This is a genomic window from Paraburkholderia sp. C35 (assembly GCF_003121405.1).
Classification (GTDB): Bacteria; Pseudomonadota; Gammaproteobacteria; order Burkholderiales; family Burkholderiaceae; genus Paraburkholderia.
Genome location: NZ_QBUY01000112.1, coordinates 15,314 through 29,413 on the forward strand (window position 1 = coordinate 15,314; position 14,100 = coordinate 29,413).

16 protein-coding genes are annotated in these 14,100 nt (G+C 63.5%); 13 read left to right on the forward strand and 3 right to left on the reverse strand.

Annotated elements, in window-relative coordinates:
* Positions 1-3: 3 nt before the first annotated feature.
* From DK391_RS37240 to fliE, 3 genes are all read right to left on the reverse strand, one after another.
* A complete protein-coding gene (locus DK391_RS37240) occupies positions 4-333 on the reverse strand; it encodes a flagellar protein FliT (RefSeq protein WP_012402278.1) in 330 nt (109 codons plus the stop codon).
* Positions 330-764 carry a flagellar export chaperone FliS gene (fliS, locus tag DK391_RS37245; RefSeq protein ID WP_109483012.1) on the reverse strand — a complete coding sequence of 145 codons (435 nt, stop codon included), beginning with the start codon at positions 762-764 and terminating at the stop codon, positions 330-332. The genes DK391_RS37240 and fliS overlap by 4 nt, the downstream gene beginning before the upstream one ends.
* Before the next feature lie 292 nt (positions 765-1,056).
* Positions 1,057-1,392: a flagellar hook-basal body complex protein FliE gene (gene fliE, locus DK391_RS37250; RefSeq protein WP_109483013.1), complete on the reverse strand. Its 336-nt coding sequence runs from the start codon at positions 1,390-1,392 to the stop codon at positions 1,057-1,059.
* 232 nt (positions 1,393-1,624) lie between these two features.
* On the opposite strand from fliE, the gene fliF reads away from it, so the two are divergent.
* The 13 genes from fliF to fliR all read left to right on the forward strand — a co-directional run bounded on the left by fliF (position 1,625) and on the right by fliR (position 13,924).
* Positions 1,625-3,406, forward strand: a complete 1,782-nt coding sequence (fliF, locus tag DK391_RS37255) for a flagellar basal-body MS-ring/collar protein FliF (RefSeq protein WP_109483014.1) — start codon at positions 1,625-1,627, stop codon at positions 3,404-3,406.
* Positions 3,396-4,391 carry a flagellar motor switch protein FliG gene (fliG, locus tag DK391_RS37260; RefSeq protein ID WP_109483015.1) on the forward strand — a complete coding sequence of 332 codons (996 nt, stop codon included), beginning with the start codon at positions 3,396-3,398 and terminating at the stop codon, positions 4,389-4,391. Before fliF ends, fliG begins: the two co-directional genes overlap by 11 nt.
* Positions 4,378-5,058 (forward strand): flagellar assembly protein FliH, encoded by a 681-nt coding sequence (gene fliH / locus DK391_RS37265; protein WP_109483016.1) that lies wholly within the window; start codon positions 4,378-4,380, stop codon positions 5,056-5,058. The genes fliG and fliH overlap by 14 nt, the downstream gene beginning before the upstream one ends.
* Positions 5,052-6,698: a flagellar protein export ATPase FliI gene (gene fliI, locus DK391_RS37270; protein ID WP_109483017.1), complete on the forward strand. Its 1,647-nt coding sequence runs from the start codon at positions 5,052-5,054 to the stop codon at positions 6,696-6,698. The genes fliH and fliI overlap by 7 nt, the downstream gene beginning before the upstream one ends.
* A gap of 11 nt (positions 6,699-6,709) precedes the next feature.
* Positions 6,710-7,159, forward strand: a complete 450-nt coding sequence (gene fliJ / locus DK391_RS37275; RefSeq protein ID WP_109483018.1) for a flagellar export protein FliJ — start codon at positions 6,710-6,712, stop codon at positions 7,157-7,159.
* A 65-nt stretch (positions 7,160-7,224) separates the two neighbouring features.
* Complete coding sequence (locus DK391_RS37280) at positions 7,225-8,757, forward strand: flagellar hook-length control protein FliK (RefSeq protein ID WP_109483019.1); 1,533 nt, start codon at positions 7,225-7,227, stop codon at positions 8,755-8,757.
* A gap of 584 nt (positions 8,758-9,341) precedes the next feature.
* Entirely contained in the window at positions 9,342-9,845 is a 504-nt protein-coding gene (gene fliL, locus DK391_RS37285; protein ID WP_109483020.1) for a flagellar basal body-associated protein FliL, read from the forward strand.
* 65 nt (positions 9,846-9,910) lie between these two features.
* Positions 9,911-10,909, forward strand: a complete 999-nt coding sequence (fliM, locus tag DK391_RS37290; RefSeq protein ID WP_109483021.1) for a flagellar motor switch protein FliM — start codon at positions 9,911-9,913, stop codon at positions 10,907-10,909.
* Positions 10,902-11,366: a flagellar motor switch protein FliN gene (gene fliN / locus DK391_RS37295; RefSeq protein WP_109483022.1), complete on the forward strand. Its 465-nt coding sequence runs from the start codon at positions 10,902-10,904 to the stop codon at positions 11,364-11,366. The genes fliM and fliN overlap by 8 nt, the downstream gene beginning before the upstream one ends.
* A gap of 65 nt (positions 11,367-11,431) precedes the next feature.
* Positions 11,432-11,971, forward strand: coding sequence for a flagellar biosynthetic protein FliO (gene fliO, locus DK391_RS37300; RefSeq protein WP_239483058.1), 540 nt, complete (start codon positions 11,432-11,434; stop codon positions 11,969-11,971).
* A gap of 86 nt (positions 11,972-12,057) precedes the next feature.
* Complete coding sequence (fliP, locus tag DK391_RS37305) at positions 12,058-12,828, forward strand: flagellar type III secretion system pore protein FliP (protein ID WP_239483057.1); 771 nt, start codon at positions 12,058-12,060, stop codon at positions 12,826-12,828.
* Positions 12,829-12,850: 22 nt separating this feature from the next.
* On the forward strand, positions 12,851-13,120 hold the full coding sequence (fliQ, locus tag DK391_RS37310; protein WP_035991503.1) for a flagellar biosynthesis protein FliQ: 270 nt from the start codon (positions 12,851-12,853) through the stop codon (positions 13,118-13,120).
* Between the two features lie 21 nt (positions 13,121-13,141).
* Positions 13,142-13,924: a flagellar biosynthetic protein FliR gene (fliR, locus tag DK391_RS37315; protein ID WP_109483025.1), complete on the forward strand. Its 783-nt coding sequence runs from the start codon at positions 13,142-13,144 to the stop codon at positions 13,922-13,924.
* The last annotated feature ends 176 nt before the right edge of the window (positions 13,925-14,100 follow it).

The window sequence follows — 14,100 nt, forward strand, 5'->3', positions numbered from 1 at the left end:
CGCTCAGCGCGCCTGGTAAAGTTCTTTCAGCACGATGGCCGGACGGCTCGGCGCGAACAGCGCCTGCAGCTTGGCCATGCGCGGGTTCGCCAGATCGCGGACCGTCGCGTCGTTCGCGAGGATCTGGCGAATCAGGTCGAATTTGCGAGCGCGTTCGTCGTCGGACAGGCGCACGCCGTCTTCCGCGTGTTTCAACGCGTCGACGAGATGCCGGTACTCGTCCTGCAACAGGACGAGATCGTTCCAGAGCGCATCGCGCGCCGCCATCACCATCCGAACTGAAATCGCTGCGATCGCCTCGTAGCGGGCGAAATAGTCTGCGTTCGAACTCATCTCATGCTTTCCGCGGACGACTGTGTCGCCATCCGCGCGATCTCCGGAGCAATTCCAATCCAGGCTTCCTCGAGCGTGGCCAGCAAGCCGTCGACTTCGACGAGCATCGCTTCGCTTTGCTTGAGATTGGCCTCGAGTAGTCGCCGCGTCATATAGGTATAGAGCGCATGCAGGCGCTCTGCAATTTCACCGCCCGCCTCGATATTGAGCGCTTGCTGCAACCCGTCGCCGATGATCTGGATGGCCTTGCCGATCGCCTCGCCGCGCGCCGGAATGTCGCCGTTCTGCAGATGCATGCGTGCCTGCGCGATGGCCTTGCGCGCCCCCTGGTACAGCATCACGATCAGGCGATGGGGACTGGCGCCCATCACCCCTGTCTCCACGCCGACGCGTGCGTAGGCATTGGCTCCAGAGTGTCCCGGGGAAAACATCGGCGCTCCTCCTGTAATACGGATAACGATCAGACTGACAGCGGACGGCCCGCCGAAGCCGTGCGAAATTCCTGCGCGCACCGTCCGGCCTGCCCTTGTAACAAGGTTATCGGTTCATACGAATAAAGCTTTAGCCCGCTGGAAGGAAGCGTCAGGAATGACGCGCGGCACGGCGCCCGGACGCCGCGCACACGCGCAGATCTGCCTTGGACGGCGGGCCAGCGCACCGGCGAGGTGCATGACCCGACACGCACAGCGCCGCCCGGGAAGGCGGTGGCAGACCAGAAACGCGTCAGACCGCCATCTGCATGACGTCGTTGTAGGCCGACACCAGCTTGTTGCGCACCTGCAGCCCGAACTGGAAGCCGACGTTTGCCTTTTGCATGTCGACCATCACGTCGTTCAGCGACACGTTCGGTGCGCCCAGTTCGAACGCATGGGCTTCGCCGATGGCGCTTTGCTGGTCGCCGCTGATCTTGTCGATGGACGCCTTGAGCGCCGAAGCGAAGCCGCCTGCCGTGGCCGCGCCGGAGTCGTTCGCAACCGGGGTGCTGCCGCCCGCCGCCTGGGCAGCCATCGACTGCATCTGTTGCAGGGCAGACTGGAGCGGATTGATGGGTGACGTCATGTTCTCTCCTGAGGTGAGATGCTGGCGAGCGTGCGCGCCATGCACCGATTGGACAGGAAGCATATCAGCGGGCCTTTTCCGAAAGCCGTGAAAGTAAGGGCTAAACCCCCCGCTATTCGGCGCATCGGCTTGCGTGCCCATGCGGATAATCCCTAGCGTGAAAGTGTCTGTCAGTGGCCGAGGTAAGGCCCCGTAAGACAGAACGCAAAAGGATTCCGGAGAACCCCGACGCATGGATTCGTCAGCCAACTCATTGATCAACCCCGACGCCCGCATGGGCCTCGCCGGCGCGCAGCCGGGCACAGCGGGAGCAGCACCGGGCGGCGCAGGCCTCGACCTGGGCGGCGGCGGTGGTTTCGCTACGCGCTTCCCGGGTCTTCCCACGTCGCTGTCGCAGATGCGCGGCAACCCGCGCGCGCCGCTGATCTTCGCCGTCGCGGTGCTGATCGCCGTGGTGGCGGGTCTGATCCTGTGGTCGCGCGCACCTGACTACAAGGTGCTCTACAGCAACGTCTCCGATCAGGACGGCGGCGCAATCGTTGCCGCGCTCCAGCAGGCCAACGTGCCGTACAAGTTTTCCGATGCAGGCGGCGCAATCCTGATCCCCGCCGATCAGGTCCACGAAATGCGTCTGCGCCTTGCATCGCAAGGTCTGCCCAAGAGCGGCTCGGTCGGCTTCGAACTGATGGACAACCAGAAGTTCGGCATCAGCCAGTTCGCCGAGCAGATCAACTATCAGCGTGCGCTCGAAGGTGAACTGCAGCGCACGATCGAATCCATCTCGACGGTCAAGTCGGCACGCGTGCATCTGGCCATTCCCAAGCCGACCGTGTTCGTGCGCGACCGCGAAGCGCCGTCGGCGTCGGTGCTGGTCAATCTGTATCCGGGCCGCGTGCTCGATGAAGGCCAGGTGGTAGCCATTACGCATATGGTGTCGTCGGCGGTGCCCGACATGCCCGTGCGCAACGTGACGATCATCGATCAGGACGGCAACCTGCTCACGCAGGCGGGCGTCAGCGGTAGCGGCCTCGATGCGACGCAGCTGAAGTATGTCCAGCAGATCGAGCGCAACACGCAGCAGCGCATCGACGCGATCCTCGGACCGATGTTCGGCGCGGGCAACGCGCATTCGTCGGTGAGCGCGGACATCGATTTCTCCCGCCACGAGCAGACCTCCGAGAAATACGCGCCGAACAACGATCCGCAGCAGGCCGCCATCCGCAGCCAGCAGACCAGCACCGCGACGGAAATGTCGCAGAGTGGCGCCCAGGGCGTGCCGGGCGCGCTGTCGAACCAGCCGCCGCAACCGGCGTCCGCGCCGATCGTCGCCAGCGCGAATGGCGCGAGCGGCGTGACGACGACGCCCGTCAGCGATCGCAAGGATGCAACCACCAACTACGAGCTGAGCAAGGTCGTCAGTCACACAGAGCAGGCGGTTGGCGGCATCAAGCGTCTGTCGGTGGCGGTGGTGGTGAACTACATGCGCGTTGTCGACTCCATGGGTCACGCGACCATGCAGCCGATTTCCGCTGACAAGATCGAACAGGTCACGAAGCTGGTGAAGGACGCGATGGGCTACGACCAGGCGCGTGGCGACATGGTCAACGTGGAGCCGGCAGCGTTCCAGCAGATCGCCGATCCCGATGCCGACCTGCCGTGGTGGCGCACCAAGGACATGATCGCGATGTACAAGCAGATCGCGACCTATGTCGGCATTGGCGCCGTCGCCCTGTTCCTGTACTTCGTGATGGTCAAGCCGGCGCTGCGCCGCGCGTTCCCGCCGCCCGTCGAGGCTGTCGCCGCGCTGCCGTCGCCCGACGAGCCGGTGCTCGATGGCCTGCCGCCGAGTGCCGCCGCGCTGGCCGCCGAAGAAGATGTCGAAGGATCGCTGGTCTCGCTGGAAAGCGAGAAGGCCAAATATGAGCGGAACCTCGAATATGCGCGTTCTATCGCGCGTCAGGATCCGAAGATCGTTGCAACCGTCGTGAAGAGCTGGGTGTCCGATGAGCACTGAAGGCGTATTGAAGAGCGCGCTCCTGCTGATGTCGATCGGCGAGGAAGAAGCCGCGAGCGTATTCAAGTTTCTGGGTCCGCGTGAAGTCCAGAAGATCGGCGTCGCGATGGCGTCGCTGAAGAACATCACGCGTGAGCAGATCGACGAAGTGCTGCACGAGTTCGTCGCCGAGGCGGACAAGCACACTGCCCTCTCGCTCGATTCGAACGATTACATCCGTTCGGTGCTGACCAAGGCACTCGGCGACGACAAGGCCGGCGCGATCATCGACCGTATCCTGCAAGGCAGCGATACGAGCGGTATCGAAGGTCTGAAGTGGATGGATTCGGCAGCCGTGGCCGAACTGATCAAGAACGAGCATCCGCAGATCATCGCGACGATTCTGGTCCACCTGGACCGCGATCAGGCGTCGGAAATCGTCGCGTGCTTCACGGAACGTCTGCGCAATGACGTGCTGCTGCGTATCGCGACGCTCGACGGCATTCAGCCGGCCGCGCTGCGCGAACTCGACGACGTGCTGACGGGCCTGCTGTCGGGCAGCGACAACCTGAAGCGCAGCCCGATGGGCGGCATTCGCACCGCGGCGGAAATCCTCAACTTCCTGCCGGGCAACCACGAAGAGTCGGTCATCGACAACGTCCGCCAGTACGACGCGGAACTCGCGCAGAAGATCATCGACCAGATGTTCGTGTTCGACAACCTGCTCGACCTGGAAGACCGCGGCATCCAGTTGCTGCTGAAGGAAGTCGAGTCGGAAACGCTGATCATCTCGCTCAAGGGCGCGCAGCCCGCGCTGCGCCAGAAGTTCCTGTCGAACATGTCGCAACGCGCCGCCGAACTGCTCGCGGAAGACCTCGACGCACGCGGCCCGGTGCGCGTGTCGGAAGTGGAAACGCAACAGCGCAAGATCCTGCAGGTGGTGCGCAATCTCGCCGAGTCCGGCGCTATCGTGATCGGCGGCAAGGCGGAAGATGCATATGTCTAACCAGGACTCCACGCGCAAGGAAAGCCTCTCGGCCTACCAGCGCTGGGAGATGGCCTCGTTCGACCCGGTTCCCGAACAGCCGGAACCCGAAGTCGACGACGGCGCATTCGAAGCCGAGCTGGAGCGTTTGCGCGATGCGGCGCACGCGCAAGGCGTGGCGTCCGGCCACGTCGCCGGCCAGGCGCTCGGCTATCAGGCAGGTTACGAACAGGGCCGCGCCCAGGGTTTCGAGCAAGGTCAGGCGGAAGCACGCGCGGAAGTCGAGCAGATCGCCGCACTCGCCGAAACCTTCAAGGCCGCGCTCGACAACGCGCAGCATGAACTGTCCGAAACGATCGTCGCGCTCGCGCTCGACATCGCGCAGCAAGTGGTCCGCCAGCACGTGCAGCACGACCCGACGGCGCTGATCGCCGCCGCGCGTGAAGTGATGGCGACAGAACCGGCGCTGGTCGGCGCGCCCGCTCTGATCGTGAGTCCCGCCGATCTGCCCATCGTCGAAGCGTATCTGCTGGAAGAAATGCAGACGCGCGGCTGGACCGTGCGCACCGACCCCGCGATCGAACGCGGCGGCTGCCGCGCGGTCTCAACGACGGGCGAGGTTGACGCCGGCATCGGCACGCGCTGGGAGCGCGTCGCCGCAGCGCTCGGCAAGGCGAGCACATGGTAAAGCCGACCATCGAAGACATTCAGCATAGCGACCTCACGCCGCTCGAACGCGAGCTGGCGCTGGCGTCGTTCGGTGCGGAAGCGCTCACCGTCGCGCAGATGGAAGAGTCGCTTGCTGCGCTGGAATCCGCGATTTCGGAAGCCCACTCGGGCGGCGTCGACGGGCAGTCTTCCAGTGAACCTGACGCAGGCACGCCGCATCCTGCCGCTGCGCCCGCGAGCCGCGAATCGGCGGCTCAGCCAAAGCGCGAACCCGATCCCGCGCTCGCATCCAATCCGCATTTGCAGGCGTGGCGCAATCGTTTGAACGGTTTGCGCGAGCGCAACCAGATCGCGCGCCCGCTGCGTGCCTGCGGCCGCCTGACGCGCGCGGCCGGTCTGGTGCTCGAAGCCGTCGGCCTGCGTCTTGCCGTCGGCGCCGAAGTGATGATCGAGCTGCCGCCCGGCAGCACGCGCACGATGGCCGAAGCCGAAGTGGTCGGCTTTCACGGCGACAAACTCTTTCTGATGCCGACGACGGAAGTCGCCGGTCTGCTGCCCGGCGCGCGGGTCTATCCGCTCGAAGTCGCGCCTATCGCCGATCCGATGGCGGGCGCGAAGCGTCTGCCCGTCGGCTGGGAACTGCTGGGCCGCGTGGTCGATGCATCGGGCAAACCGCGCGACGGCTTCGGTCCGCTCAACGCGCGCAACGACGCGCCGCTCACCGCACCGACCATCAACCCGCTGCATCGCGAGCCGATTCACAAGGTGCTCGACGTCGGCGTGCGCGCGATCAACGCGCTGCTCACCGTGGGACGCGGCCAGCGCATGGGGCTGTTCGCCGGTTCGGGTGTCGGTAAATCGGTGCTGCTCGGCACGATGGCGCGCTACACCAGCGCGGAAGTGATCGTGATCGGCCTGATCGGCGAACGCGGCCGCGAAGTGAAGGAATTCATCGAACAGATTCTGGGTGAGGACGGTCTCGCGCGTTCCGTCGTGGTAGCCGCGCCTGCCGACGTTTCACCGCTGCTGCGCATGCAGGCTGCCGCCTATACGACGTCGCTAGCCGAATATTTCCGCGATCAGGGCAAGCATGTGCTGCTGCTGATGGATTCGCTGACGCGTTATGCGATGGCGCAGCGCGAGATCGCGCTTGCCATTGGCGAGCCGCCCGCGACCAAGGGTTATCCGCCTTCCGTGTTCGCCAAGCTGCCCGCACTCGTCGAGCGCACGGGCAACGGCCCCGAAGGCGGCGGCTCGATCACCGCGTTCTATACCGTGCTGACAGAAGGCGACGACCAGCAGGACCCGATCGCCGATTCGGCACGCGCGATTCTCGACGGCCATATCGTGCTGTCGCGCGCACTCGCCGAAGCGGGCCACTATCCTGCCATCGACATCGAAGCGTCGATCAGCCGCGCGATGACGTCGCTCATCAGCGATCAGCATCTGGACCGCACGCGTCAGTTCAAGCAGATGCTGTCGCGCTACCAGCGCAATCGCGACCTGATCAACGTCGGCGCGTATTCGTCGGGGCGCGACGCCGTGCTCGACAAGGCCATCGCGCTGTATCCGCATATGGAAGCGTTTTTGCAGCAAGGTTTCCGCGAAAGCTCGGCTTTCGACAACAGCGTCGCGCACCTCAACTCGCTGTTCGGCTAGGGAGAGACTGAATGAGCAAGCACTTTCCGATCAAGACGCTGATTGGCCTCGCACAGGACGACGTCGATGCCGCCGCGCGCAAGCTCGGCCGCGTCCAACGCGAACGCAACGAAGTCGAAGCGCAGCTGAACTCGCTGATCGAATACCGCGACGAGTACCACCGGCGCTTCACGGAAACCGCCAAGGCCGGTATGCCTGCCGGCAACATGCGCAACTTTCAGGCCTTCATCGATACGCTCGACACGGCCATCGAACAGCAACGCCAGTTGCTGGCGACGGCAACGGCGCGCGTCGAAGCGGCCAAGCCGGAATGGCAGCGCAGCAAGCAGAAGCTCGGTTCATACGAAGTACTGGAAGCACGCGGCATCGCCGCCGAAGCTAAAGTCGCGGCGCGCCGCGAACAACGGGACGCCGACGAATTCGGCGCTCGCATTCTCCGGATGCGCGCCGAAGGCGCATGAAGACGCCTCACGCCGCAGATCGCTGCGGCGCGCATCGGGACTGACACGACCACACGAGATCCAGCATGTCGCCTCTTTCATTGATCAGTTCGCTGCTCGGCTCGACGAGCGGCACCTCGGGCAGTAGCAGTTCATCGAACAGCAATAACGCCGGCAGCGCGCTGCCCTTCTCGACGACGCTGCAGCAAAGCATCAGCGCGCAGACTCAGGCCGCCGCGGCGCCCGCGCCAACGCCGGCTCCTGCGCCCGCACCGGCGCCGTCGCCGTCGGCATCGAACGGTTCGGGCGTGCACGACCTGCCGCCTGCGAAGAACCAGTCGGGCAACACCAGCGCATCCGATAACTCGAACAGCACCGACAGCACGAAGTCCGCGAGCCAGAGCGACAGCACGCAGCAAGGCAGCGCATCGACCGGCACGGACGGCAGCAACAGCACCGGCAACACAGGCAGCGCGAACGGCCAGGACAAGCCCGATTCCGCTTCGAAGCAGGACGACAGCGCACCGACCACCAGCGCCGCCGCCGCAGAAACCGCGGCCGCAGCAGCGGCGGCAGCCGCCGCCTTGCAGGCGCAAACGCAGGCAAGCGGCGCAGCCGATGCCGCCGCCGCAGCAGCCGCCACGCACCCGGCCACGCCCACTGCGACGCCCGTAGCCGGTAACACGACGACGCCCGTGATCCAGACGCCGTCGAAGAAAATCGCCTCGCTCGATCCGAAAGCGACGCAAGACGCATTGCAGGCAGCCTTTGCCGCGATGGCGAACGGCCAGGGCGCAGCGCCCGCGACGGGCGTGACGGCTTCGGCAGGCACGGGTGCCTCCGCGACGGGCGACGCAACGCTCGGCGGCATGGGTTCGGGCGCCGGCAAGGGCCTGACGTTCGCCGATTTGCGCAACGTCAAGGGCGACGCCGCGACGGCCAACGCCGCGGCGGCTGCTACCCCTGCGGCCGCCGCTGCTGCACAACCCAGCCCGGCCGACACGCTCGCCGCAGCCAGCGCGAGCGTCGCGCAGACGAGCGCCCTGCCCGCCGCGACCACCGACACCAACGCTGCTCTTGCCGCGACTCAGGCTGCATCGGCAGCAGCCGCGGCGAGCGCCACGACCGTGGCCACGCGCGGCTCCGACCCGGCAACCGCTGCGATGGCTAACAGCATTGCGCCGCAAGTCGGCGCGCACGACTGGGAAGACGCTTTCAGCCAGAAGGTCGTGTTCCTCACCAATGCGCATCAGCAGACGGCCGAACTCACGCTCAATCCGCGCGATCTCGGCCCGCTACAGGTCGTGCTCCAGGTTGCCGATAACCATGCACATGCCCTTTTTGTTTCGCAGCATCAGCAGGTGCGCGACGCGGTCGAAGCCGCGCTGCCGAAACTGCGTGAAGCGATGGAGCAAGGCGGCATCGGACTGGGAAGCGCGAGTGTCAGCGATGGCTTTGCACGCCAGACCAGCCAGCAGGATCAGCAGCAGAGCGGCGGTTCGCGTGGCGGGCGCAGTGGTGCGCGCGGTGATGGGGGTGTTGATGTTGCCGACGGCGGTACGACTACGGTGAGCATGCCTGTGCGGCGGACTGTTGGGCTTGTTGATACGTTTGCCTGAGGTTGTGGTTTTGGGTTTGTGCGGGCATCCGCGATTTGCCTTCGTAGTTCATGCGTTGCCCCTGTGCGGGGCGGCACCTACTTTTCTTCGCAGCGGCAAAGAAAAGTAGGCAAAAGAAAGCCGCTCACACCGAACCGCTTGACCATTGCCCAGGAATATCCAGCGGCCCAAGCTGCAGCAAACTGTCCGTAGGTCGTCGTACCGCTAACGTATGCACTCCGGACCTGGTCCGAAGTGCACGCATAAGGCGAAAGAACCTACACACAGTTTGCCGCCGCTTCGGCTGTCGATAAATCTTGGCGATGGTCAAGCGGCTCGGTTTGAGCTGCTTTCTTTTGCCTACTTTTCTTTGCAGCCGGCAAAGAAAAGTAGGTGCCGCCCCGCACAGGGGCAACGCGTGAAATACGAAGGCACATCGCGGATGCCAGCGTAAAAGCACGCCCCCCATGCCAGCACAGCAAAAACCAAAACCAGCCGAAGGCTGCCAAACACACGAGCTAACCCTGAATACCCCTTCTTTTCGACCCATCGCAACACCGTCAGACACCTGAAAATTCACCTACAGCATTGAGGCAATCAATTTCATGGCAACCACGACCGCAAACCAGCAAGCCAACGCGAAGCCCTCCAACCCGGGCCTCGTCAAGCGCATTTTGGTGATCCTGCTGATCGTTCTTGTCGCGGCAGGCGCAGCCGGCGCGGCCACCTGGTTCTTCATGTCGAAGCGCGCGCCCGCCGCCGCAACGGCAGCAGCGCCGGCTCCTGCGCCCGCTCCCATCTTCTTCCCGCTCGAATCGATGACGGTGAACCTGCAGTCCGATGACGGCCAGCAGCACTATCTGCGCATCGGTCTGACGCTGAAGCTGAACGATCAGAAAGTGCAGGAACATCTGACCGAACATATGCCCGAGATCCGCAGCCGCGTGCTGCTCGCGCTGTCGAACAAGCATCCCGAGGAACTCGCGACGCTCGACGGCAAGAAAGCACTCGCCACGGAACTCGAAAAACTGATCGAAGAGCCGACTGAGGCCAACGGTCAACCGGTGCACGTCTCCGACGTGCTGTTCACCGAATTCGTCGTCCAGTAATAGCGCGTCGCGCTGACTGATTTGTTTTCCAACCGCGCCATTGAAGGGACGTACGAGGAATAGGAATGGGCCACGAAGAGTTCATGTCCCAGGAGGAGGTCGATGCCCTCCTCAAGGGCGTCACCGGCGAGTCCGACTCGCAATCCGATCACGGTGATCGGTCCGGTGTACGTCCGTACAACATCGCGACGCAGGAACGCATCGTTCGCGGCCGGATGCCCGGCCTCGAAATCATCAACGACCGTTTTGCGCGTCTGCTGCGTGTCGGCATTTTCAACTTCATGCGGCGCACGGCGGAAATCTCCGTCGGCCCCGTGAAGGTGCTGAAGTACAGCGAATTCACCCGCAACCTGCCGATCCCGACGAACCTGAACCTCGTCCACGTGAAGCCGTTGCGCGGCACGTCGCTGTTCGTGTTCGATCCGAACCTCGTGTTCTTCGTGGTCGACAACCTGTTCGGCGGCGACGGCCGGTTCCACACGCGAGTGGAAGGCCGTGACTTCACGCAGACCGAGCAGCGCATCATCAGCAAGCTGCTGGGTCTCGTGTTCGAGCACTACACGACGGCATGGAAGAGCGTGCGTCCGCTGCAGTTCGAATACGTGCGCTCGGAAATGCACACGCAGTTCGCAAACGTTGCCACGCCGAACGAAATCGTGATCGTCACGCAGTTCTCGATCGAATTCGGCCCGACGGGCGGCACGCTGCACATCTGCATGCCGTACTCGATGATCGAACCGATCCGCGACGTGCTCTCTTCGCCGATTCAGGGCGAAGCGCTCGAAGTGGACCGTCGCTGGGTGCGCGTGCTGTCGCAGCAGGTGCAGGCAGCCGAAGTGGAACTGACGGCGGATCTCGCGCAGGTCCCCGTGACGTTCCAGGAAATTCTCAACATGAAGGCGGGCGACGTGCTGCCCATGAACATTCCCGAGCACATCACCGCGAAGGTCGACGGTGTGCCGGTGATGGAATGCGGCTACGGTATTTTCAATGGGCAATACGCGTTGCGCGTACAGAAAATGATCAGCGCAGCGGAACAGATGAAGGAAGCGGGCTATGACTGAGTTGAACTCGACCCCCGAAATGGACATGCCGGAAGACTCGAAAGTGAATGATCCGTTGCCCGGCGCAGGCGCCGAAGAAGCCGCACTCGACGATTGGGCGAGCGCGCTCGCCGAGCAGAACGACAACACATCCGTGAGTGCGACCACGGCGGGCGTGTTCCAGCCGCTGTCGAAGGTCGAACCGACCACGACGCGTAACGACATCGACATGATCCTGGACATTCCCGTCCAGATGACCGTCGAACTGGGCCGCACGAAGATCGCGATCCGCAACCTGCTGCAACTGGCGCAGGGTTCCGTCGTCGAACTGGACGGTCTGGCGGGCGAGCCGATGGACGTGCTGGTAAACGGCTGCCTGATCGCACAGGGCGAAGTGGTGGTCGTGAACGACAAGTTCGGCATCCGTTTGACCGACATCATCACGCCGTCCGAGCGTATCCGGAAACTGAACCGATGAAATACGCAGTACACCGGGCCGCGACTCACGGGAGCGGCAAGCCGCTCTCGCGCCGCGCCCGTTTCATGTCGACGGTCGTTGCAGCTGGCCTCAGCGCCTTCAACGTGGCGCATGCCGCCGACATGAATGCCGTCAACAACGCCGCGAAGATCGCCTCGAGCGTCGGCGCGGGCACTGCGGTGCCGTCGCTTGGCGTCGGCGCCGTGTTGCAGACGATCGTCGGCCTCGCTGTCGTGATCGGCCTCGTGTTCGCCTTCGCGTGGCTTGCACGCCGCTTCGGCTTGCAGCCGGGCGCGCGCGGCGGGATCGTGAAGACGATCGGCGGCACCTCGCTGGGTGGCAAGGAGCGCGTGGCTGTCGTCGAGATCGGCGACACCTGGCTGGTACTCGGCGCAGCGCCCGGCAACGTGCGTCTGTTGCATACGATGCCTGCCGGTTCCACATCGGGCGCGACACTGCCCACCGGCCAGTCCTTTTCCGTGCCTGGCGCATCGGGCGCGGACACGTCGGCCCAGATGAGCGGCACATTCGGACAACGCTTTCGCGACGCGCTCAAACAGGAAGCGTCCAGACGTTTCCAGCGACGCCCAGGCGGAGAACAGTAATGCAGTACGACCGAACTGACGCGCAGCGCGGCTGCGCTGTGACTTCCCACGCCCTTTCCATGCCTTCCACGCAAGCTTCCCCTTCGATGAAAAAGCGCATCCTGAAGGGTGCCGCGCTGGTTGCGCCGCTCGCCGTCCCCGCCCTGCTGCTGGCGCTGCCGACGCTGGCGCACGCGCAGGCCAACGGCTTGCCGGCTTTCAACACGAGCCCCGGCCCGAACGGCGGTACGACGTATTCGCTGAGTGTGCAGACGATGCTGCTGCTCACGATGCTGTCGTTCCTCCCGGCGATGGTGCTGATGATGACGAGCTTCACGCGCATCATCATCGTGCTGTCGCTGCTGCGTCAGGCGATCGGCACGCCGACCACGCCGCCGAACCAGGTGCTGGTGGGTCTCGCGCTGTTTCTCACGCTGTTCGTGATGACGCCCGTGCTCGACAAGGCGTACACCGATGGCTACAAGCCGTTCTCCGAAGGCACGATCCAGATGGACGAAGCCGTGAAGCGCGGCGTCGCGCCGTTCAAGGCTTTCATGCTGAAGCAGACGCGCGAGAGCGATCTCGCGCTGTTCGCGCGCATCTCGCATGCTGCGCCGATGCAGGGTCCGGAAGATGTGCCGCTGTCTTTGCTGGTGCCGTCGTTCGTGACGAGCGAGTTGAAGACCGGCTTCCAGATTGGCTTTACCGTGTTCATTCCGTTCGTGATCATCGACATGGTGGTGGCGAGCGTGTTGATGTCGATGGGCATGATGATGATTTCGCCCGCGACGATTTCGTTGCCGTTCAAGCTGATGCTGTTCGTGCTGGTGGATGGCTGGCAGCTGATCATCGGCTCGCTTGCGCAGAGCTTCGTCTGAATTTCGCCGGGAGAGTTACGCCATGACGCCGGAAACCGTCACCACCCTTGCGCACGAAGCGATGTATATCGCGTTGCTGCTGGCCGCGCCGCCTCTGTTCGTCGGGCTGGTGGTCGGACTGGTCGTGAGCCTGTTCCAGGCGGCGACGCAGATCAACGAAGCGACGCTGTCGTTCATTCCGAAGCTGTTTGCGATTGCCGTGACGCTGGTGCTGATCGGACCGTGGATGCTGGCCAAGATGCTCGACTACATGCGTCACATGTTCACGAGCATTCCGACGCTCGCCAACTGAGCTTTTTCCCCTTTACACACGATGTTTACCGTCACGTATGAGCAACTGAACGTCTGGCTGACTGCGTTCCTGTGGCCGTTCGTGCGGATTCTCGCCTTGCTGGCGACAGCGCCTGCTCTTGGCGACAAGTCGTTGCCGAATCGCGTGAAACTCGGTCTCGCCGGTTTCATCACGCTGATCGTTGCGCCGACGATAGGCGCCTTGCCGCAGGTGACGGTTTTCTCCGCGCAGGGCGTGTGGATTATCGTCAATCAGTTTCTGATTGGCGCGGCGCTCGGCTTTACGATGCAGATCGTGTTTGGTGCTGTGCAGGCTGCCGGCGACATCATCGGCCTGAGCATGGGCCTCGGCTTCGCGACGTTCTTCGATCCGCATGCGGCGGGGTCGACTGACGTGATGTCGCGGTATATGTACATGCTCGCCATTCTCACGTTTCTTGCGCTCGATGGGCATTTGCAGGTGATTTCTGCACTGGTGCAGACGTTTCAGGCGGTGCCTGTCGGCGCGAATGTGCTTGGGGCGAATGGATGGCGGACGCTTGTCGGGTTTGGGAGCACTGTCATCAGTGCTGCACTGCTTTTGTCGTTGCCGATCGTGACTGCGCTGCTGGTGACTAATCTTGCGCTTGGGATTCTTAATCGGGCTGCGCCGCAGATTGGGGTGTTTCAGGTTGGGTTGCCGGTGACTGTCATTACCGGGTTGCTGCTGATTCAGTTGATGTTGCCGAATATGATGCCGTTTTTTGCTCGAATTTTTGAGGCTGGGATTCAGGAGTTGGGGCGGGTGGCGGTAGGGTTTAGGTAGGGGTTTTTTGCTGCGCAGGCTTTTTTGGGTTTGCTGTTCGCTGGTTGCTGTTTGCTGTTCGCTTTTGCTGGCATCCGCGATTTGGTGTCTGTGCCTCACGCGTCGCCCCTGTGCGGGGCAGCACCTACTTTTCTTTGCCGCCGCAAAGAAAAGTAGGCAAAAGAAAGCGGGCTAAC